The sequence below is a fragment of the Solwaraspora sp. WMMB335 genome (assembly GCF_049179075.1).
Lineage (GTDB): Bacteria > Actinomycetota > Actinomycetes > Mycobacteriales > Micromonosporaceae > Micromonospora_E.
This window is the reverse complement of record NZ_JBMHMF010000001.1, coordinates 6,195,017-6,215,208: the sequence shown is the minus strand read 5'-3', so window position 1 is coordinate 6,215,208 and position 20,192 is coordinate 6,195,017. Positions and strand designations below refer to the sequence as shown.

Below are 20,192 nucleotides of genomic sequence, written 5' to 3'. Positions count from 1 at the left end.
TGTCCGGCCCGGCCGGCCGGCGGCGGAACCGACCAGGTCGGGCGGTCGCCGGCTAGAATCGACGCGGAGGTCGAGAGGCGCTGCAACGGGCCGCTGGGTGCCCGCCACGCTCGACCGCGATCACCGCTCGTCGCCGGGCGTGACCAGACAAGGGCGCCTCCGAGCGATACGGAGGTGGTCAGGTGACTGGTTTGTCACGCACCAGCGACAGCGAACAGGCCCTGCGGGAGCTGCTCGACCAGCGGGTTCTGGTACTCGACGGGGCCTGGGGCACCATGCTGCAGGGGGCCGGCCTCACCGCCGTGGACTACCGCAGCGAGCGGTTCCGCGATCATCCCAAGGACGTCGCCGGCGACCCGGATCTGCTCAACCTGACCCGGCCGGACGTGATTCTCGACGTACACCGGCAGTATCTGGCCGCCGGCGCGGACATCACCACCACCAACACCTTCACCGCGACCAGCATCGCCCAGGCCGACTACGGGCTGGAGGCGCACGTCGAGGAGATGAACGTACGGGGCGCGCAGCTGGCCCGGCAGGCCGCCGACGAGTTGGGCGGCCGGTTCGTGGCCGGCTCGGTCGGGCCGCTCAACGTCACCCTGTCGCTGTCGCCGAAGGTCGCGGATCCGGCGTACCGGGCAGTCACCTTCGACCAGGTGCGGGCGACGTACGCGCAACAGATCGCCGCACTCGCCGAGGGCGGTGTCGACCTGCTGCTCATCGAGACGATCTTCGACACGCTGAACGCGAAGGCGGCGATCGCGGCGGCCCGCGAGGTCGCGCCCCACCTGCCGCTGTGGATCTCGGTCACCATCGTCGACCTGTCCGGACGGACACTGTCCGGTCAGACCGTGGAGGCGTTCTGGCGCTCGATCGAGCATGCCCGACCGCTGGTCGTCGGGGTCAACTGCTCGCTCGGCGCGGCCGAGATGCGTCCGCACGTCGCCGAACTCGCCCGGCTGGCCGGCACGTACACCGCGTGCCACCCCAACGCCGGGCTGCCGAACGCGTTCGGCGGCTACGACCAGGCTCCCGCCGAAACGGCCGCCACCCTCGGCGAGTTCGTCGCCACCGGCATGGTCAACGTGGTGGGTGGCTGCTGCGGCACCACCCCGGCGCACATCGCGGCCATCGCCGGGACGGTCGGGGCCGCCGCGCCGCGCCCGGTGCCACGGCACGCGCCGGCGACCCGGTTCAGCGGGCTGGAGCCGTTCGAGATCGGCCCGGACACCGGGTTCGTGATGATCGGCGAGCGCACCAACGTGACCGGCTCGGCGCGGTTCCGCCGGCTGATCGAGGCCGACGACCACCAGGCGGCCGTGGACGTGGCGCTGGAACAGGTGCGCGGTGGGGCCAACCTGCTCGACGTCAACATGGACGCCGATTTGCTCGACAGCGAGCAGGCGATGGTCACCTTCCTGAACCTGATCGCCACCGAGCCCGAGGTGGCCCGCATTCCCATCATGATCGACAGCTCCCGGTGGAGTGTGCTCGAAGCCGGCCTCAAGTGCGTGCAGGGCAAGGCCGTGGTCAACTCGATCAGTCTCAAGGAGGGCGAGGAGGCCTTCCTCGACCAGGCCCGCCGGATCCGCGAGTACGGCGCCGGCGTGGTGGTGATGGCCTTCGACGAGCGGGGGCAGGCGGACACCACCGAACGCAAGGTCCAGATCTGTGCCCGGGCGTACGACCTGCTCACCGGACGCGTCGGATTCGAACCCACCGATATCATCTTCGACCCGAACGTGCTGGCCGTGGCCACCGGCATCACCGAGCACAACGGGTACGCCAAGGCGTTCATCGACGCGCTGCCGCTGATCAAACAGCGCTGCCCGGGTGCCCGCACCAGCGGTGGTATCTCCAACCTGTCGTTCTCGTTCCGTGGCAACGACGTGGTACGCGAGGCGATGCACTCGGCGTTCCTGCTCCACGCCGTACGGGCCGGGCTGGACATGGGCATCGTCAACGCCGGCCAACTCGCCGTATACCAGGACATTCCCGCGGATCTGCTGGAGCTGGTCGAGGACGTGCTGTTCGACCGCCGGCCGGAGGCCACCGACCGGCTGGTGAGCTTCGCCGCCACGGTCGCCGGCTCGGGCACCCGGCGGGCCGTCGATCTGTCCTGGCGCGACGCGCCGGTGGCCGACCGGCTGTCGCACGCGCTGGTGCACGGCATCGTCGACTTCATCGAGGAGGACACCGAGGAGGCCCGGCAACAGGCGGCCCGGCCGCTCGACGTGATCGAGGGGCCGTTGATGGACGGCATGAAGGTGGTCGGCGACCTGTTCGGCGCCGGCAAGATGTTCCTGCCGCAGGTGGTCAAGAGTGCCCGGGTGATGAAGCGGTCGGTCGCCTACCTGGAGCCGTACCTGGAGGCGGAGAAGGATCAGGCCCGGCAGCGGGCGGCCGACGATCCGCAGGCGGCCGGCACCGACCTCGGCGAACGCGGTCCGGGCACCGTGGTCCTGGCGACCGTCAAGGGCGACGTGCACGACATCGGCAAGAACATCGTCGGGGTGGTTCTCGGCTGCAACAACTACCGGGTGATCGACCTCGGCGTGATGGTGCCCGCTCCGGTGATCCTGGACACCGCGGTGGCCGAACACGCCGACGCGGTCGGGCTCTCCGGACTGATCACCCCGTCGCTGGACGAGATGGTCGCGGTCGCCGCCGAGATGCAGCGGCGCGGGTTGAAGCTACCGCTGCTGATCGGCGGGGCGACCACGTCACGGCAGCACACCGCGGTACGGATCGCACCCGCGTACGAGGGCAGCACGGTGCACGTACTCGACGCGTCCCGGGTGGTCGGAGTCGTCTCGGACCTGCTCAGCGCCGATCGGGTGGAGCAGTTCGTCGCCGGCAACCGGGCCGCGCAGGACCGACTGCGTGAGCAGCACACCAACCGCAGCCAGCCGTTGCTGAGCCTGGCCCAGGCCCGGAGCAACCGCGAGGTGGTGTCCTTCGACGAACTGCCGGTGCCGGCGTTCACCGGGGTCCGCTACGTACGGCCGAGCCTGGACGAACTCCGGCCGATGATCGACTGGCAGTTCCTGTTCCTCGCCTGGGAGCTCAAGGGCAAGTACCCGGCGATCCTGGATCAACCGGTGGCCCGGGAGCTGTTCGACGACGCCAACGCGCTGCTCGACCGGATCATCGCCGACGGCTCGCTGCGGGCACACGGCGGGTACGGGTTCTGGCCGGCGCACGCCGAGGGCGACGATCTGGTCGTCACCGCCGACACCGGCCGGCCGGTCCGGCTGCCGATGCTGCGCCAGCAGACCACCAAGCCGGCCGGGCGACCCAACCGCTGCCTCGCCGACTACGTGGCGCCCGACGGGGATCATCTCGGCGGCTTCGCGGTCGCCATCCATGGCGCCGACGAACTGGCGGGCACCTTCGAGGCCGCCCAGGACGACTACCGGGCCATCATGGTCAAGGCCCTTGCCGACCGGCTGGCCGAGGCGTTCGCCGAGCACCTGCACCTGCGGGCCCGGCGGGAGTGGTACGAGCCGGACGCCGACCCGTCGGTGGCGGACCTGCACGCCGAGCGGTTCCGCGGAATCCGACCGGCGCTGGGCTACCCCGCCAGCCCCGACCACAGCGAGAAGTGGCACCTGTTCGACCTGCTCGACGCGGCACGGGCCGGTCTCGGCCTGACCGAGTCCGGCGCGATGACCCCGGCGGCCAGCGTCAGCGGGCTGCTCTTCGCCCATCCGGCCGCCCGGTATTTCACGGTGGGGCGAATCGGGCGGGACCAGGCCGAGGACTACGCGACCCGGCGCGGACTGCCGCTGGCGGAGGTGGAGCGCTGGCTGCGCCCGAACCTCGGCTACGAACCGGACTGATCGACGCCACGACCACGGCCGGGGTACGCGGCACCAGCGCGCACCCCGGCCGGTCGGGCCAGGCGGGTCCGGGGAGGGGCGGCTCCGCCCGGCGGGTGGGTCACTCGACCAGGTTCCCGGCGACTCGGGTCACTCGACCAGGTCGGCGCAGCCGGTCTCGTCGGGCAGCAGCGGGCGCAGGACGACGGTCCAGCGCTTACCGTCCGAGATCCACGGAGTCGCGGTGGTCGCGTCCACGGCCACCTCCCGCAGCTCGTCCAGTTCGGCGCCGGTCACCGCCACACAGCCGAGCTCGATGGTCTCCGACAGCGACTCGCCGGGCAGCTGCGGACCGGGCCAGGCCACCTCCGGCTGGCTCTCGTCCACCTCGTCGTTGCCGACCCAGGGCTCGGCCACGGCGGCGATCGCGTCGGCCACGTAGGGCTCGGAGTCCTCGGGCGAGGTGCCGACGGCGCTCGACAGGTCGGTGAGGGACTCCGCGAAGGACTGCAGCTTTTCCCGGGCCGCGACCTGTTCCTCGGTCAGCCCGGACTCGCTGCCGCCGAAATCGCCGAGGGCGTAGACCTCCAGCTGCTGGATGCCCTCGTCGGTCTGCACGGTGAACCGGGTCGACGTGGCGTCGGCGACCGGCGGGGTACCCAGGTCCTGTTCGGTGCCGACCCCCGCCTCGATCGCCTGCTTGACCAGTTCGTCGACCTGGTCGGCGCTGATCGTCTGGACCTGCAGGTTCGGCATCGCCGGTCCGGGATAGACCAGGATCGTCGGGCCCTGGGTGATCACCCGCCCGTCGGCGTACACACTGATCACCGGCAGCCTGGTCGCGAGCATCGCGGGGGTGGAGAAGCCGCCGGTGTGGTCCACCCGCAGCACGAGTGCGTCCGGGGAAAGCGAGGAGCCGCCGGCGGCGTTGTCCTCGGTGGAGTCGGTGCCGGCGTTCTGTGCGCACGCGGTCGCTAGGAGCAGCAGGGAGGCGGCGGTGGCCGCCACCCGTACGCCTCGAAAAGTCGTCATGGTTGCTGAGACGCGGCTCGATGCCGGGTGGTTCCCGGCCGCATCGGACGACATCGGCGATTGCCGGCGCGACAAAAAGAACAAAAGCGTCAGTTGCCGCAATAAGCCCCAGTCGTCCGGTCCGGCGTGGGATGTGGGGTCGGCGGCCGGTGGGCGGGCACCGCGCGATGGGCGGTCGCCAGCACCGGCACCATCAGCAACGCCGCGCTGGCGGCGATGCCGGCGGCACTGCCCGCGTACGCCACGAACAGCCGTCGGCGGCTCAACTCCTCCAACGGCACCGTCCAGAGAACGTCCTCGGTCAGCACCATCGCCACGGCCGCCGCCGCCAGCAGCGCGACGCCCGCGGTGGCCAGCAACGTCACCACGCTTCGGTGGCTGTCCTGTGCCCGTACCTCGTCGCCGGCGGTGCGGGCCAACGCCAGGACCAGCATGCCGGCTGCCGACCAGGCCCCCACCACCAGCATCGCCGCCACCGCGTCGCTCGGCCGGTGCCAGTTCGCGGACAGCGTGGCCACCCCGGCGGCGGCGGCGTACCCCGCACCGATCAGCGCACCGATGCCGCGCAACGCCGCCGGAAGCACCAGCACCAGGGCCACCGCCACCGAGGCCGCCACCGTGGCGTGCCCGCTGGGCAGGCTGTTGGTGGTGTACGCGTCGACCGGGTCGACGCCCAGGTCGGGCCGGTAGGTGCCGTACTTGAACAGTTGCGTGGTGATGTTGGCTCCGGCGATCAGCACGGTGGCCACCACGGCGAGCAGCACCCGGCCCCGGATCAGCGCGATGAACCCGATCGCCAGCGTCGCCAGGGCCAACGACGCCACCGACACGACCCCGAGCACGGTGCTCGCCGGGCCGTACGCCTCGTCGCGCCCGATCGAGTTGCCGGTCAGCGCGATCGTGTCCAGTGCCTGTCCACGCGCGGTGCGTACGAAGAACCACCAGACCGCGGCGAAGGCAAGCGTCTGCCCGGCGGCCAGGACGAAGTACCAGACCACCAGGAAGATCGAACCGCGACCCCGCATGCGGCCACGGTATCGCCCGCCGCTCAGTGGCCGCTGGAAGTCGGTCCACCGCAGGCGGCCAGGCCGGTTCGTGGTCGGCAGGGCGACGGCACCGCCGAGGCGCCGGATCAGAACCAGATCGCCGGATCAGAACCAGCCGGCCAACCAGTTCCAGGCGCCGACCACCCACTCGGTCTGTCGCAGGTAGGCGAACCCGACCACGATCAGATAGGCGCCGGTGACCAGGTGCGCCACCCGGGCACCACGGCGTACCCGACCGAGTTGGCGCTCCAACACGACCCGGCCGGCGACCCGGCACAGCGCGAACAGACCCACCCCGACCAGCATGGTCAGCACGAAGGTGAGCACCGGGCTGCCCAGGTTGCCCCGGGCGGAGATCGCCCAGATCCCCCAACAGACGAAGGCGAACAGCCCACCGAGCAGACTCCACTCACCGCCGCGGCGCAACTGGGCCAGGTGGTATCCCAACGGCTGGCGAGCGGCGGCCGGCGGTCCGTCGGACCAACCGGGGTGGGCCGCTTCGGACGGCCACCCGGTCCCGGTGGGCTCGTGCGGGGCGGTGAACGGCTCGGTCGGGGCCGTCGCCGGGGCCTGGCCGACCTGTGCCACGCCGCGCTGGAAAACGCCCGCGACGTCGCCGTCGGCCGTCCGCTGCGGCGGCACTTCGACCGTACGCTCGGCCCACGGTGTGTCTCGATCTGCCATGCCTGCCTCCCACGCTGCCGGGCCGATCCCCGGTGCCGTCGCGGCCCTCGCTTCGAGGGTAGCGAGACCGCTCATGTCGACGAACGGACGACCGGTCGGTGCCACGACGAAGCGGCCCGGCGCCCGGTGAAGCGGCCCGGCGCCCGGTGAAGCGGCCCGGCGCCCGGTGAAGCGGCCGACGCCGCGACAAAGCGGTCGCCAGCCGGCCGGCGATCGGCTAGACAGGGCGGGTGACCGATCATCCGCTGCCGATGCGGGTCGGCGTACCGCAGGATTTCGACGCCGTGCTCGACCTGTTGCAGTCCGCCTTCCACAACGACGGCGATCCGGACTACCGCGAGTTCGAACGGGACGTCTTCGAGCCGGAGCGGTCCCTCGTCGTCGACGACGGCGACCAGATCGTCGCGCACGCCGGCGGGTACACCCGCGACCTCACGGTGCCCGGCAACCGGCTGCCGGCCGCGCACGTGACGCTGGTAGCCGTGGCACAGACCCACCGCCGACGCGGGTTGCTCACCCGGATGATGCGCCGGCAACTGCGCGACATACGTGACCACGGCCGGGAACCGATCGCGGTGCTGTGGGCGAGCGAGCCGCGCATCTATCCGCGATTCGGCTACGGGCTGGCCGCCGCGCGGCTGGACCTCGACATAGGCGTGCGCGAGGTACGGCTACCGAGGGCGGCTTCGCCGGGCCGGCTGTCCAGCCACGAACCAGCGACCGCGCAGGCCGACATGGCCGCCCTGTACGAGCGGGTCAGCGCCACTCGGACGGGCTGGTCCAGCCGGGACGACCGCTGGTGGCGGGCGCTGCTCGCCGACACGCCCGCCCGCCGCAGCGGTCAGACTCCGCTCAGGGTGGTGCTGCACACCGGGCCGGACGGCGTCGACGGGTACGCCGTGTGGCGCTCGGCCAGTGACTGGGACGTCCGCGGCCCGAGAGCCCGGGTGAACATCCAGGAGGTGGTCACGTCCGACCCCACCGCCTATACGGCCCTGTGGCACTTCCTGACCAGTATCGACCTGAGCCGCTCGGCCAGCTTCCGACACGCGTCGGTCGACGAGCCGCTCCTGCACCTGGTCGACGATCCGCGCCAGCTCGGCGCGACGCTCGTCGACGGCCTGTGGGTACGGCTCGTCGACGTCGGGACGGCGCTCGCCGCCCGTCGGTACGCCGTTGCGGTGGATCTGGTGATCGACGTCACGGATGCGCTGCTGCCGGAAAATGCCGGCCGCTGGCACGTCACCGGCGATCGGGAGCGGTCCCGTTGTGTCCGTACCACCGCTCCGGCGGATCTCGCCTGCGACGTACGTGATCTGGGCGCCGTCTACCTGGGCGGATCCACGATGACCGGGCTGGCCACCGCCGGCCGGGTGCGGCAACTGCGCCACGGCGCGCTGGCCGAGGCGACCGGTGCTTTCGGCTGGGACCTCGCCCCGGTCGGGATCGAGGTGTTCTGAGCGGAGCGCTCCGGTCGGTCGCGGTACGGTCGGGTGTATGGCGGAGACGGAGCGCCGACGGCGCCGGCACCGGCACAGCCCTTCGGCCGGTACGTCGGCGGATTCACGGCCGCCGGCGGACCCACGGCCGCCGGCGGACAGCACACCGCCGGACGTGGCCGAACCCGGCAGCACCGAGGTCGGGGCGACGGCGGCCACGCCGCCGGTGCACGACCCGGAACCGGACCAGTCGGTCACGGCTGCGTCGGACCAGTCGGTCACGACGGCGTCGGAGCGGCGGGTCGGTGCGGCGCGCCCCGGCGACCCGGCTTCGATTCATCGGCCCCGACGGCAGACGCTCGGGCGCTCCGGCCCAACGACCGCCGCTGACGATCGGGACACCGATCGTGGCTTACGTGGGCTGGTGGGCTCAGGGACATCACAGGTCAGCACCACCACCGCGCTGCGTGCCCGGGACGCGTCGCGACCCCGCGCGGCCGACCTCACCGCGGCTGAGGAGTCCCTGACGATCGTGCGCCGGCACTGGGTGCCCCGCGACGAGCTTCCGCGCCGGGACCGCTGAGTCCGCACGGTGAGCCCGCAGGGGCAGTCTACGGCAACGGCGGCAGCTGCCGGTCCGTCTCGTACGCGCCGACCTGGGTGATACGGCGGGCATGCCGCTCGTTGCCGGAGAACCCGGTGGCCAGAAACGCCTCCACCAAGGTGGTCGCCTCATCGAGCGTGTGCTGGCGGGCGCCGATCGCGATGATGTTCGCGTCGTTGTGAGTCCGTGCCAGTTGCGCCGTTTCCACGTTCCACGCCAGCGCGGCCCGTACCCCCGGAACCTTGTTCGCCGCGATCTGCTCGCCGTTGCCCGACCCACCGATCACCACGCCGAGGCTGCCCGGATCGGCGACCACCCGGGCGCCCGCGTGCAGACAGAACGCCGGGTAGTCGTCGTCCGGATCGAACTCGTGCGGGCCGACGTCACTCACCTCGTACCCCTGCTTGGCAAGGTGGTTGGCCAGGTGCACCTTCAGCTCGTAGCCGGCGTGATCGGCTGCCAGGTAGACGCGCATACCCGGAAGTGTGTCAGCGACGTCGGGCCGCCGGCACACCCGGGTCAGCTGATTTCGGCCAGCACCAGACCGCCCCGGGCCTTCGGAGTGAACCAGGTGCTCTTGCGGGGCAGCTTCTGCCGGGCCAGGTTGACCGCGACGAAGTCGTCGACGGTGACCGGCGCGATCAGCACGGCCAGTTCGGCCCGCCCGGCGTCCACCTCGGCGGTGAGCCAGCCGGCCGGGTAGTCCCCGCCGACGTACGTGATCCGCTTGTCCCCCGGGTCGAGGCCGAGCACACCGCGCAGCAGCACCTGTTCCACCAGGGCGTGGTCGAGGTTGTCCACCGGTTCGCCCGGCCCGCGCGGCAGGCTGACGGCGTAGCCACGCCCGGCGAGGTAGAGATGTACGGTCCCGCCGGCCGCCGGCACCGCTGGCTCGCCGTCCAGCGGCTCGATCTGCGCCCCGGCCTCGCGCAAGCCGGCCGGTACCTCCTCCGGCGCCAGCGGCAACTCGCCGACCAGCCGGTTGTACGGCTGGATCGCGACCGATTCCGGCGTGGTGACCACGGCCAGGAACCGGGGCAGCCCGCCGAGTTGTGCGGCCAGACTGCGGTGGTTGCCGTCAGCGACGACCAGTTCGCCGCCGCCGGCCAGTGCACACAGTTCGTCCTGCAGCGGCCCGGGACCGACCGGCCAGATCGCGTGGGTGCGACCGGCCTGGTCGAGGTCGGTCGCCGCCGGCGCCCCGGCGGCGTCGCAGGCCTTGGCCAGCGTGGCGTGCAGTTCGTCGCCGCGCCCGGTCTGCAACAGCAGGACCGGTGAGAGCAGGTGACCGACCGCCTCGGCGAGAGCGACCCGTTCCCGGACCTTGGCGATGAACACGTCCTCGTTACGGATGACCAGACCCGGCTCGTCGACGTTGGTGGATATCTGGTCGGTGTCGACCATCACGAACACGCCGTACGCCGCGGCGTCGCTGGCCGGCTCGGTGATCCGGTAGAGCACGGTCACCTGCTCCGCAGGGGTGTAGCTGCCGTCGGCCCGAGCCTCGGCGAGGCGCCGGGCGGCGGCCGGCAGGCAGTCGAGGAAGGACTGTCCCAGACCTTCCGGTGCCCGGTGCGGCATCTCCACGGCAAGGGCGCTGCGTGGATTCGCTTCGATGATCGTGGTGATCTCGGCGTCGCTGGCGAACTCGTCGTAGTTCTGCGCGCCGGTGTCACCGGTGGTGATCCAGGCGCGGGAAATCGGGTGTACGACCGTCATGACGCGGACGCTACCGACGGGACCTGCTGTGACGACCGATACACCCGGGGTGTCCACCGGATGGGCGCTGGCCCGGCGACCGGGCCGTACGGCCTCATCCGACCGGTGTCGGGCGGCGGTGCCGCCCGACACCGGTCCGGGGTGCCGGCACTGCGGTAACAGGCGTCCCGGCATCGGCTTCGGTGGTCTCCAGGTCCCTGATCAACGGTTCGAGCCGGTACAGGTTGCCCTCGCTCGCCGCGCCCCAGACCCGGGCCGCGATCGCCTCGCGCAGCACGGGCAGGTCCCAGTAGTCGGAGTCGATGTCGACCAGCATGTTGACCTCCGAAGTGTCGGTGCGGCCCGGCGCAGCCGGGCCGGTGCGGTGAACATCCTGGGCAACGACGCGTCCGGAGTCGGGTCACGTGGCACCGGCGACGACACGCCGATGGGAACCGAACCGTCAGTCGAAGCTGGGATCCTCCTCGCGTGAGCGCTTGATCTCGTAGAATCCCGGGGTCCCGGCGACCAGCAGGACGCCGTCCCAGAGCCGGCCGGCGGTCTCGCCCCGGGGCGCCGGCGTCACCACCGGGCCGAAGAAGGCGACCGGGCCGGTGCCGTCGGTGGCCGGCGCGTGGATCACCGGCGTGCCGACGTCCATCCCGACCGGTGCCATGCCCGCTGCGTGGCTGGCCCGCAGCGGGGCGTCCCACCGCGGGTCGCTCGCCGTCTCGGCCAGGCCCGGATCCAGTCCGGCCTCGGCCAACGCCGCGTCGACCAGCTCCGCCCCCAGGTCCTGCTTACCCGGATGGATCCGGGTGCCGAGCGCGGTGTAGAGCGCACGTACCGCGTCCGGGCCGTGCTGCTCCTGTACGGCCACGCAGAGCCGCACCGGACCCCAGGCCTGCTCCATCATGGCCCGGTACTGCTCGGGCAGGTCACGACCCTCGTTGAGCACCGCGAGGCTCATCACCCGGAACCGGACGTCGATCGGCCGTACCTTCTCCACCTCCAGCAGCCAGCGGGAGGTGATCCATGCCCATGGGCAAATTGGGTCAAACCACATGTCGACGCGCTGTCGGTCGGACATCGGACTCCTTACTTGTGTCGAACCCTGCGGACTTCCCTCGACCGCACGGATCGTGCCTGGAACCTGCGGATCGTGCCTGGAACCTGCGGATCTTCGCTCGGCACTGGTGGAATCGGCTCCGGATCCCGACTCACCTCGACCAACCGAGAGTCACCCGACCAGCGTCCAGGATGTGGGCCGGCCTCGCCAAGAACGCGTGACGTGAAAGACTGGCCACACGGGGCCATTCCCAGCTGGTTCCGGTGCCGTCGGCGCCGACGGCAGAACGATTCGGACGGAGGCACACGGTGGCTGGAGTGCGCAATCTGACCCAGGTCGAAGCGGCTGAACGTGCCCGCCTGCTCGACGTGACCGGGTATGACATCCACTTGGACCTGTCCGCCGCCGGCAGCGCCACAGACAACCGGGTGTTCCGTTCCACCACGAAGGTCACATTCCGCTGCACCGAGCCCGGTGCGACCACGTTCATCGAGGTGGCGGCGGGCCGCCTGCAGTCGGCCACGCTCAACGGGCGATCCCTGGACCCGGCCGGTTGGTCGGCGGAAACCGGCCTCACCCTGCCGGACCTGGCCGAGGAGAACACCCTGGTCGTCGCGGCGGACTTCCACTACTCGGCGAGTGGCCAGGGCCTGCACCGCAGCGTCGACCCGGTCGATGGCGAGGTCTATCTGTACAGCCAGTTCGAGACCGCCGACGCGCAACGGGTCTTCGCCTGCTTCGACCAGCCGGACCTCAAGAGCGTCTATACCTGGCACGCCAAGGTGCCCGCACACTGGCGCGTCATCTCGAACATGCCGGTCGCCACCGAGCAGCCGGACGGCGACGACACCAAGACCGTCCACTTCGCTGAGTCAGCCCGGATGAGCACCTACATCACCGCGCTCTGTGCCGGCCCGTACCACGAGGTCCGGCGCGGACACGACGGCATCGACATGGGCTACTTCTGCCGGGCCAGCATGTCCGACTACCTCGACGTCGACGACCTGCACCTGATCACCACCCAGGGCTTCGACTTCTTCCAGGCGCAGTTCGGGGTGCGCTACCCGCTGCCGAAGTACGACCAGATCTGGGTACCGGACTTCAACGCCGGCGCGATGGAGAACTTCGGTGCCGTCACCCACGCCGAGGCCCACTACCTGTTCCGGTCGCAGGTCACCGATTTCGAGTACGAGCAACGCGCCAACACCGTGCTGCACGAACTGGCCCACATGTGGTTCGGCGACCTGGTGACCATGCGTTGGTGGAACGACCTGTGGCTGAACGAGTCGTTCGCCGAATGGGCCAGCCACTGGTGCAACTCCGAGGCGACCCGGTTCAGTGACGCGTGGACCACCTTCCTGTCCGTACGCAAGAACTGGGGTTACCGGCAGGACCAGCTCTCCTCCACGCATCCGGTCTACTGCGAGATGCCGGACCTGGAAGCGGTCGAGGTCAACTTCGACGGGATCACCTACGCCAAAGGTGCCAGTGTGCTCAAGCAACTGGTCGCCTATGTCGGTCTGGAGCCGTTCCTGGCCGGGCTGCGCACCTACTTCCAGCGCCACGCGTGGAGCAACGCCACCTTCGACGACCTGCTGACCGAGCTGGAGGCCGCATCCGGCCGGGAGTTGCGCAAGTTCGCCGCCCAGTGGCTGGAGACCGCGCAGGTCAACACGCTGCGCCCGGAGCTGACCGTCGCCCCGGACGGCACCTACCAGCAGGTCACCGTCCGGCAGGAGGCACCGGCCGGGCACCCGACCCTGCGTACCCACCGCATCGGTGTCGGACTGTACGACCTGACCGACGGTGCGTTGGTCCGGCGGCACCGGGTCGAGATCGACATCAGCGGGGAACGCACCGACATCGCCGAGCTGACCGGCCTGCCCGCCGCCGACGTGCTACTGCTCAACGATGACGACCTGAGCTACACGAAGCTGCGACTCGACCCCGGCACGATGGCCAACGTGGTACAGCACATCAACGGCTTCGAGTCGTCCCTGGCACGGGCACTGTGCTGGGCGGCGGCCTGGGACATGGTCCGTGACGGCGAGCTGGCGGCCCGCGACTACCTCGCTCTGGTGCTCACCGGGCTGCCCAACGAGCAGGACATCAACCTGGTGACCGCCACCCTGCGACAGGCGCTCAACACCCTGGTGTTCTACGCCGATCCGCAGTTGGCGGCACAGGGCTGGACCGACCTGTCCCACACCGCGAAGACCGCCCTGCAAACCGCCGAGCAGGGCAGCGGTTTCCAGCTCGCCTGGGCGCGCGGCTATGCCGCGGCGGCCCGGTCCGCCGACGACCTGGCGGTGCTGCGCGGCTGGCTCGCCGGAGACGACGTGGTGCCCGGTCTGACCATCGACACCGAGCTGCGCTGGACCGTGTTGCAGGCGTTGGCGGCGAACGGAGCGACGACCGCCGACCAGATCGAGGCGGAGCTGGCCGGCGACCGCACGGCCAGCGGCGAACGCGAAGCCGCCCTGGCCCGCGCGCTGCTGCCCGACCCGGCGAACAAGGCCGCGGTGTGGGCCCGGCTGACCGGGCCGCAGACGCTGCCGAACTGGCAGCACCGGGCCCTGCTGCAGGGGTTCCAGCACTCGACGCAGGTCGCGTTGACCGCCCCGTACCGCGAGGCGTACTTCGAGGTGATCGGGCGGATCTGGGCTACCCGGGACAGCGAGCCGGCGCAGGAGTTCGTCACCCTCGCGTACCCGCTGCACCAGGTCAGCGAGGAGACGGTGACGGCGACCGACGAGTGGCTGGCCCGCGACGGGTATCCGGCACCGCTGCGCCGGCTGGTCGCCGAAGGACGCGACGGGGTGGTCCGGGCGCTCAAGGCCCGCGCCGTCGACACGGCAGCCGCCCGCTGACCAGAAAACCTGCCGCTGACTGGCGACGACGCCCTCGGTCCCCGGGACCGAGGGCGTCGCAGTGGCGGAACCGGATTGCTCGCCGAGATGTCGTCCCGGCGGCCGGGTGACTACGAACGCTCGGCATCCCCGGGTGTACCGATCGGGAATCGGAGGTCTTCGTGGTTCACCACGACGGCGGGTTGTACAACCGGATCGACACCTCGGTGGCGCACCCGGCCCGCCGCTACAACTACTGGCTCGGTGGGAAGGACCACTTCGCCGTCGATCGGACCTCGGCGGACCAGATCGCGGCGGCGTGGCCGAGCGCGCCGATCGCCGCCCGGGAGAACCGCCGCTTCCTGGCGCGGGCGACCCGGTTCCTGACCCGTGCGGCCGGGATCCGGCAGTTCCTCGACATCGGTACCGGCCTGCCGACGGCGGACAACACGCACGAGGTCGCGCAGGCGATCGCGGCGCAGTCGCGGGTGGTGTACGTCGACAACGATCCGATGGTGATGGCGCACGCCCGGGCCCTGCTGACCAGCGCCCCACCGGGCAGGACCGCGTACGTCGAAGCCGACCTGCGCGAGCCCGGCAGAATTCTCCGGCACCCCGACCTGCTGGCGACGCTGGACATGTCCCGGCCGGTCGGGCTCATGCTCGTCGCGGTACTGCACTTCCTGCACGGCCCAGGGGCGGCTGCGCCGATCGTCGGCGAGCTTCTCGACGCGCTGCCCCCGGGCAGCTACCTGGTCGCCAGCAACGCGACCAAGGACTTCCTGCCGGCACCGGTCAAAGCGGTCTACGAACAGATGCTGGCCGCCGGACAGACCGACATCTGGCCCCGGGAACATGCCGAGTTCGCCGCCCTGTTCAACGGGCTGGACCTCGTGCCCCCCGGCATCGTGGTGGTGAGCGACTGGCGCGCCGAGGCCGAGGAGCGGCCCCGTCCGGCCGCAGCCGACGTATCGGTGTACGGGGCGGTCGCCCGGGTCCCGGATGTCAGACGAGCCAGGAACTGGTGAGGCCGAGCACCGCCGAGCCGTCAAGGTCGGCGATCTTGATGGCGATGAAGTCGCGCGCCGCGTCGGATGTCTGGATGCGAAACGCCGGGCGGTCGGCGGTCAGCGCCTCCAGCACGGCCTCGGCCGCCCTGCCCGGGGACTGTGCGTTGTCACGGAAGTGCGTGACGGTACGGTTGGCGAAGTTGGCCGCCGCCTTGGCGTACGGTCCGGCGGCAGCGATCAGGGCGTCCACGTCGACGCCGACGTTGTCGACGAACCCGCTGGACACCGGGCCCGGCTCGACGAGCGAGACGCGCACGCCCAGTTGATCCAGCACAGGCGCCAGGCCCTCCATGTACCCCTCGACAGCGAACTTCGCCGCGCAGTAGGCCTCGTTGAACGGTTGGCCGATCACGCCACCGACGCTCGTGACGGTGATGAGGCGGCCCCCGCAGGCGCGCAGGTGCGGCAGGGCGGCCTTGGTCACGTGCAGTACGCCGAAGAAGTTGGTCTCCATGACTTCGCGCACGTCGTCGACGGTCTCGTTCTCCAGCGTGCCGATGTGTCCCGCTCCCGCGTTGTTGACGACCGCGTCGAGGCGGCCGTGGTCGGCGATGATCCCGTCGACCGCGGTGGCCACCGACACCTCGTCGGTCACGTCGAGCCGCCGGATGTCGAGTTCGACCCCGGCTTCGGCGGCGGCCTTGCGCAACCCGTCGGCGCGGCTGGTGTCGCGCAGCGTCGCGACGCTGCGCCAGCCGGCCCGGGCCGCGGCTACGGCGGCGGCGAGACCGATACCTGAGGACGTGCCGGTGATCAGAACCACCTTGGCGGGCGTGGAAGACATGGCGGGAACCTCTCGTCGTTGGTGTCGCGGAATCAATCACGACAGTTAGGTGCGTGCACACACACCATACGATCACGTGTACGTACACGCAACTCGTAGGATCGGAACATGCCTACAAGGAAGCTCACACAGGCGGAGATGCCGGTCACCGACCGCGCCTTCTACGGTCTGGTATGGGTCGCCGCGACCCTCACCGCACGGGTCGACCGCGCTCTCAGCAAGGCCCACGACCTGCCGGTCTCCTGGTTCGAGGTGATGTTCTGGCTCGCTTCCAGCCCGGACCCGGTCCCGGCATCCGTACTCGGCAACAGCACCATGCTCAGCCGCACCCAGGTCTCCCGCGCCGTTGACGCCCTACAGATCCGTGGCCTGGTCACCCGTACGCCGTCGCCCCGCGACGCACGCTCCGTCGAGGTGTCCCTCACTCCGCTGGGGCACCGCTTTTTCGCCGAGGCCGACGCCACCCGCCGGAACTGTCTGGCCCCTGTGTTCACCGACCTGCTCGACGAGCCGGACATCGAGGCGCTCAACGCGGTCTGGGCGAAGCTCAAGGCCCGCCAGGAGCCCGCCGAGGGCCAGACCGATTGACATCGTGCCGCGCACCCCGCCGGTCAGCCGGTCGGGGTGATCCGTTGCTGTTCGGCAGCCCTGGACGGCGACCCGATCGACGATGGGGCCATGCGAGCCATCCAACTCACCGCACCGGGCACCCTGGAGCAGGTCGAGGTCCCCACCCCGGCACCTGGTCCGGGCGAGGCCCTGCTGGCCACCGCGGCGGTCGGCGCCTGCCATTCGGACCTGCACATCCTCGATGCCCCCGCTGGCGCGTACCCGACCCCGATGACCATCGGCCACGAGATCTCCGGCCGGATCGTCGGGCTCGGCGCGGGCGTGACCGGCTGGTCCGAAGGGGAGTCGGTCGCGGTCTACGGCATCATCGGCTGTGGTCGTTGCCGTGCCTGCCTGCGTGGCTGGGAGAACCAGTGCCGTACGGTGCCGATCGGCGGGATCGGCATCAGCCGCGACGGCGGCCTGGCCGAGTACGTGGTGGTGCCCGCGGATCGCCTGCTGCCCCTGGGCGAGCTGGATCCGGTGCAGGCCGCGCCGCTGACCGACGCGGGGCTCACCCCGTACCACGCGATCGGGATCAACCGGGACGCGCTGCGGCCCGGCACCTGCTGTGTGGTGATCGGCATCGGCGGTCTGGGCCACATGGCGGTGCAGATCCTCGCCGTGACCACGGCGGTGACCATCATCGCGGTCGACACCAGCGACGCCGCCTTGCGGCTGGCCAAGCGGATGGGCGCGCACCACACGGTGGCGGCCGGGCCGACGGCGGTCGAGCAGATCCGCGAACTCACCGGGCCGGCCCCGGACGGTGCCGACGTGGTGTTGGACTTCGTCTGCGTGGATGCGACGCTGGCGACCGCACGGCAGGTCGTGTCGACCGGTGGTCAGTTGACCCTGGTCGGGCTCGGCGGCGGCAGCCTGTGTCTGGCCGCCACCGTGGCACATCCGCCACCGGTGCCAATGGAGACCAACGCGATCATCCCGTTCTGGGGCACCCGGGCCGAACTCGCCGAGGTGATCGCGCTCGCCGGGCAGGGCCTGCTCCGCGCCGAGGTGCAGACCTTCGCGATGGCTGAGGCGGTACGGGCGTACGGGCAACTGCGTGCCGGCGACGTCCACGGCCGAGCGGTGCTGGTGCCCTGAGCCGGGCGCTGTTCACCGGGTCGCGCATACCTGACTAGGCGTGCGAAACCAGGGCGCGACCGGCCCGCGACGCGAGCTGGTCGATGCCGCTGACCAGGCCACCGGTGAGATCGCCACCGCCGAACGCGGCTGCCATGGACAGTGCGGCGAGCTTGGCGTCCCGATCCGGGATCCGCTTACGGGCCTCGGCACCGGTGACGACTTCGAGCAGCCGCTGGTTCGGCGAGACGGCGATGAGCACCGCCCGGTCCGGGTCGGTCAGCTGGCGCTGCAGCGTCACCGCGTGGTCGCGGGTCGGTTCGTCGAGGTCGCCGACGTAGATACTGAACGCGAGTCCGGTTGCCCCGTCCGCCAGCCGCAGTGCCTCGTCCAGCCGTAGCAGTGCCCGGGTGCCGAAGGGGCCGGGCAGGGTCGCGGCCTGCCGGGTCGACTCGCTGGTCTGCTCGTGGACCTGCTCACCAACGGTCACTTGCGCCTCCCGTAGCACCCGGCCGGTTCTGCCCGGTCCCGTTGTCGGCGGACCCGATCGCCGCCGGCTCCGTGCCGGACGGCAGGGCCGGCGCGCGGGTCCCCTGCGTCCGGTCGCCGGCGGAGACGAACCAGACCGGGCTGAACTCGAACGGCCGACCGGGACGGTAACGCCGGCCCGCGCCACCCCGCCCGCCGACCATCGCCAGGCCGGCCACCACGAGCACGATGACCGCCGGGATGACGACGAAGTAGAGCACCGTTTGAGTGACAGACATCTCAACGCCCCCCAGCATCGGTTCAAGGGACTCAGCGGCTGTCCGAGCGCCGGGAACCGGCCGCACCGCCAGTCCGTAACGGCTCAGACGCCTTCACGGTAGCGGAGTCCCCGGCCCGCCAGATCTCCGGGTGCCGCCCGGCCCAGCCGATCCGCTCCTCCAACTGCGCCGCGACGGCCAGCACCGTGGCGTCCGCGCCGCTGGCACCGGTCAGCAGCACACCCACCGGATACCCGGCCGGGCTGTGCGCGACCGGGACCGACACTGACGGTTGCCCGGTGACATTGAACACCGCGCAGTACGGCGAGAACCGGCGCTGTCGGTCGAAATCCTCGGCCGGATCACCCGTTTCGGTGAACCAGCCGACCGGGGCCTGCGGTGTGCTCAGCGTCGGGCAGAGCAGCAGGTCGAGACCGGCGATCGCACGCATGGCCCGACGTACCTGCACCTGCGTCTCGGCCAGGGTACCGACCAGCGTCGCGGCGCTGATCGCGTGGCCGCGCCGACGCAGCAGGCGGGTGAGCGGAAGCAGTTGTGCCTCGCGCTGCGGCGGCACCGGGGACAGCGCGAGCACGTACCAGACGGTCTCGAACAGGGGCCAGATCTCGGGACCGACCGGAGCCGGGACGTCGACGACCTCGTGGCCGGCGTCGGCCAGCCGCACGGCTGCCACGTCGACGGCGTCGAGGCAGTCGGGATGTACCGGCTCGTCGGCGAGCATCGGCGTGGTGAACCGGCCGATCCGCAGCGGCCCGGGGTCGCCCCGGCGGGCGGCGGCGAGATACCCGCCCGGAGGCGCCGGTGGCGGCAGGTACGGCTCGCCCGGTACCGGTACGGCCATCGCGTCGAGCAGCGCGGCGGCGTCGGTGACGGTGCGGGTGATCGGCCCGTGGGTCGGTAGACCGAACCCTCCGGCGCCGAGCGGGCCACCGGAGACGACACCTCGGGTCGGTTTGTACCCGACCAGTCCGCAGATCGCCGCAGGGATCCGGACGGAGCCACCGCCGTCGGACCCCTGCGCGAACGGCAGCAGGCCGGCGGCGACCGCCGCGGCCGCTCCCCCGCTGGATCCGCCGGCGGTGCTGCCCAGCTGCCACGGGTTGCGGGCAGGTGGGGACACCGCACCCTCTGAGTAGAGCGAGCAGCCCAACTCGGCAGCGGTGGTCTTGCCGAGACTGACCGTACCGGCGGCACGCAGCAGCCGGACCACGTCCGCGTCCACGCTCGGCACGTAGTCGGCAAAGGCCGCGGACCCGAACGTGGTCCGTACCCCGGCGGTGAGGGTGAGGTCCTTGATCGCCAACGGTACGCCGTACAGCGGACCCGGGTGACGGCGTGCGCGGTCCCCCGCCGCAACGGCGTCCAGGGCGCGGGCCTGTTCCCGAGCCGCCTGCCCGGTGACCGTGACGAAGGCGCCCACGGTGTCCGCATGGTGCTCGATCCGGGTCAGGTAGTGCTCGACCAGATCGACACTGCGCAGCTCACCTCGACGGACCGCCGTCGCCTGTTCCAACGCGGTCAGGTCGTGAATCTGCGGCATGTACCGATCCTGACAGGCGCGATGACGGGGCGCAGCGGCGGGCCGGCCCGGATTCACCCGGTCCGCGGTGCGTGCCCGCCCCGGTCGCGGGAACCCG

The 20,192-nt window shown here is 71.2% G+C and carries 18 protein-coding genes; 7 read left to right on the top strand and 11 right to left on the bottom strand.

Translation table 11 applies throughout. The annotated features are described in order from the left end of the window. The first annotated feature begins 191 nt into the window (after window positions 1–191). Entirely contained in the window at window positions 192–3,842 is a 3,651-nt protein-coding gene (gene metH / locus ACN27F_RS26765; protein WP_421440469.1) for a methionine synthase, read from the top strand. 129 nt (window positions 3,843–3,971) lie between these two features. On the opposite strand, the gene ACN27F_RS26760 is transcribed toward metH, so the two are convergent. The 3 genes from ACN27F_RS26760 to ACN27F_RS26750 all read right to left on the bottom strand — a co-directional run bounded on the left by ACN27F_RS26760 (window position 3,972) and on the right by ACN27F_RS26750 (window position 6,583). Beyond that, complete coding sequence (locus ACN27F_RS26760) at window positions 3,972–4,853, bottom strand: hypothetical protein (RefSeq protein ID WP_421438042.1); 882 nt, start codon at window positions 4,851–4,853, stop codon at window positions 3,972–3,974. A gap of 89 nt (window positions 4,854–4,942) precedes the next feature. Beyond that, window positions 4,943–5,878, bottom strand: coding sequence for a phosphatase PAP2 family protein (locus tag ACN27F_RS26755; RefSeq protein WP_421438040.1), 936 nt, complete (start codon window positions 5,876–5,878; stop codon window positions 4,943–4,945). 126 nt (window positions 5,879–6,004) lie between these two features. Beyond that, entirely contained in the window at window positions 6,005–6,583 is a 579-nt protein-coding gene (locus tag ACN27F_RS26750) for a hypothetical protein (RefSeq protein ID WP_421438039.1), read from the bottom strand. A 251-nt stretch (window positions 6,584–6,834) separates the two neighbouring features. Between ACN27F_RS26750 and ACN27F_RS26745 the strand changes: the two genes are divergently transcribed. Both ACN27F_RS26745 and ACN27F_RS26740 read left to right on the top strand, forming a co-directional pair. Next, window positions 6,835–8,043, top strand: coding sequence for a GNAT family N-acetyltransferase (locus tag ACN27F_RS26745; RefSeq protein ID WP_421440468.1), 1,209 nt, complete (start codon window positions 6,835–6,837; stop codon window positions 8,041–8,043). A gap of 37 nt (window positions 8,044–8,080) precedes the next feature. After that, the gene (locus ACN27F_RS26740) at window positions 8,081–8,605 is read left to right on the top strand and encodes a hypothetical protein (protein WP_421438037.1); all 525 of its coding nucleotides are present in this window, start codon (window positions 8,081–8,083) and stop codon (window positions 8,603–8,605) included. Window positions 8,606–8,633: 28 nt separating this feature from the next. On the opposite strand, the gene ACN27F_RS26735 is transcribed toward ACN27F_RS26740, so the two are convergent. From ACN27F_RS26735 to ACN27F_RS26720, 4 genes are all read right to left on the bottom strand, one after another. Beyond that, on the bottom strand, window positions 8,634–9,101 hold the full coding sequence (locus ACN27F_RS26735) for a ribose-5-phosphate isomerase (protein WP_421438035.1): 468 nt from the start codon (window positions 9,099–9,101) through the stop codon (window positions 8,634–8,636). Between the two features lie 44 nt (window positions 9,102–9,145). Continuing rightward, window positions 9,146–10,345, bottom strand: a complete 1,200-nt coding sequence (locus tag ACN27F_RS26730; RefSeq protein ID WP_421438033.1) for a DUF1015 family protein — start codon at window positions 10,343–10,345, stop codon at window positions 9,146–9,148. Between the two features lie 94 nt (window positions 10,346–10,439). After that, the gene (locus ACN27F_RS26725; protein ID WP_421438031.1) at window positions 10,440–10,661 is read right to left on the bottom strand and encodes a hypothetical protein; all 222 of its coding nucleotides are present in this window, start codon (window positions 10,659–10,661) and stop codon (window positions 10,440–10,442) included. A gap of 126 nt (window positions 10,662–10,787) precedes the next feature. Beyond that, complete coding sequence (locus ACN27F_RS26720; protein WP_421438029.1) at window positions 10,788–11,414, bottom strand: disulfide bond formation protein DsbA; 627 nt, start codon at window positions 11,412–11,414, stop codon at window positions 10,788–10,790. 296 nt (window positions 11,415–11,710) lie between these two features. Between ACN27F_RS26720 and pepN the strand changes: the two genes are divergently transcribed. Both pepN and ACN27F_RS26710 read left to right on the top strand, forming a co-directional pair. Continuing rightward, entirely contained in the window at window positions 11,711–14,263 is a 2,553-nt protein-coding gene (pepN, locus tag ACN27F_RS26715; protein ID WP_421438027.1) for an aminopeptidase N, read from the top strand. Between the two features lie 161 nt (window positions 14,264–14,424). Continuing rightward, a complete protein-coding gene (locus ACN27F_RS26710; protein WP_421438025.1) occupies window positions 14,425–15,270 on the top strand; it encodes an SAM-dependent methyltransferase in 846 nt (281 codons plus the stop codon). Here ACN27F_RS26710 and ACN27F_RS26705 read toward each other — a convergent pair. Further along, window positions 15,248–16,096 (bottom strand): SDR family oxidoreductase, encoded by an 849-nt coding sequence (locus ACN27F_RS26705; protein WP_421438024.1) that lies wholly within the window; start codon window positions 16,094–16,096, stop codon window positions 15,248–15,250. The genes ACN27F_RS26710 and ACN27F_RS26705 overlap by 23 nt on opposite strands. 108 nt (window positions 16,097–16,204) lie before the next feature. Between ACN27F_RS26705 and ACN27F_RS26700 the strand changes: the two genes are divergently transcribed. Continuing rightward, entirely contained in the window at window positions 16,205–16,684 is a 480-nt protein-coding gene (locus tag ACN27F_RS26700; protein ID WP_421438022.1) for a MarR family winged helix-turn-helix transcriptional regulator, read from the top strand. 90 nt (window positions 16,685–16,774) lie between these two features. Then, the gene (locus ACN27F_RS26695) at window positions 16,775–17,809 is read left to right on the top strand and encodes an NAD(P)-dependent alcohol dehydrogenase (protein WP_421438020.1); all 1,035 of its coding nucleotides are present in this window, start codon (window positions 16,775–16,777) and stop codon (window positions 17,807–17,809) included. Between the two features lie 34 nt (window positions 17,810–17,843). On the opposite strand, the gene ACN27F_RS26690 is transcribed toward ACN27F_RS26695, so the two are convergent. From ACN27F_RS26690 to ACN27F_RS26680, 3 genes are read right to left on the bottom strand one after another with little or no spacing between them, the layout of a single operon-like run. Further along, the gene (locus tag ACN27F_RS26690; protein WP_421438018.1) at window positions 17,844–18,278 is read right to left on the bottom strand and encodes a DUF5130 family protein; all 435 of its coding nucleotides are present in this window, start codon (window positions 18,276–18,278) and stop codon (window positions 17,844–17,846) included. Further along, entirely contained in the window at window positions 18,265–18,537 is a 273-nt protein-coding gene (locus ACN27F_RS26685) for a hypothetical protein (RefSeq protein ID WP_421440466.1), read from the bottom strand. The genes ACN27F_RS26690 and ACN27F_RS26685 overlap by 14 nt, the downstream gene beginning before the upstream one ends. Before the next feature lie 49 nt (window positions 18,538–18,586). Continuing rightward, the gene (locus ACN27F_RS26680; protein WP_421438017.1) at window positions 18,587–20,095 is read right to left on the bottom strand and encodes an amidase; all 1,509 of its coding nucleotides are present in this window, start codon (window positions 20,093–20,095) and stop codon (window positions 18,587–18,589) included. Window positions 20,096–20,192: the final 97 nt, after the last annotated feature.

Bases quoted from the DNA above. Each gene is read 5' to 3' on its own strand.
- ACN27F_RS26760 (WP_421438042.1), bottom strand. From the start codon at position 4,853: ATGACGACTTTTCGAGGCGTACGGGTGGCGGCCACCGCCGCCTCCCTG.
- ACN27F_RS26755 (WP_421438040.1), bottom strand. From the start codon at position 5,878: ATGCGGGGTCGCGGTTCGATCTTCCTGGTGGTCTGGTACTTCGTCCTG.
- ACN27F_RS26750 (WP_421438039.1), bottom strand. From the start codon at position 6,583: ATGGCAGATCGAGACACACCGTGGGCCGAGCGTACGGTCGAAGTGCCG.
- ACN27F_RS26745 (WP_421440468.1), top strand. From the start codon at position 6,835: ATGCGGGTCGGCGTACCGCAGGATTTCGACGCCGTGCTCGACCTGTTG.
- ACN27F_RS26740 (WP_421438037.1), top strand. From the start codon at position 8,081: ATGGCGGAGACGGAGCGCCGACGGCGCCGGCACCGGCACAGCCCTTCG.
- ACN27F_RS26735 (WP_421438035.1), bottom strand. From the start codon at position 9,101: ATGCGCGTCTACCTGGCAGCCGATCACGCCGGCTACGAGCTGAAGGTG.
- ACN27F_RS26730 (WP_421438033.1), bottom strand. From the start codon at position 10,345: ATGACGGTCGTACACCCGATTTCCCGCGCCTGGATCACCACCGGTGAC.
- ACN27F_RS26725 (WP_421438031.1), bottom strand. From the start codon at position 10,661: ATGCTGGTCGACATCGACTCCGACTACTGGGACCTGCCCGTGCTGCGC.
- ACN27F_RS26720 (WP_421438029.1), bottom strand. From the start codon at position 11,414: ATGTCCGACCGACAGCGCGTCGACATGTGGTTTGACCCAATTTGCCCA.
- ACN27F_RS26705 (WP_421438024.1), bottom strand. From the start codon at position 16,096: ATGTCTTCCACGCCCGCCAAGGTGGTTCTGATCACCGGCACGTCCTCA.
- ACN27F_RS26700 (WP_421438022.1), top strand. From the start codon at position 16,205: ATGCCTACAAGGAAGCTCACACAGGCGGAGATGCCGGTCACCGACCGC.
- ACN27F_RS26695 (WP_421438020.1), top strand. From the start codon at position 16,775: ATGCGAGCCATCCAACTCACCGCACCGGGCACCCTGGAGCAGGTCGAG.
- ACN27F_RS26680 (WP_421438017.1), bottom strand. From the start codon at position 20,095: ATGCCGCAGATTCACGACCTGACCGCGTTGGAACAGGCGACGGCGGTC.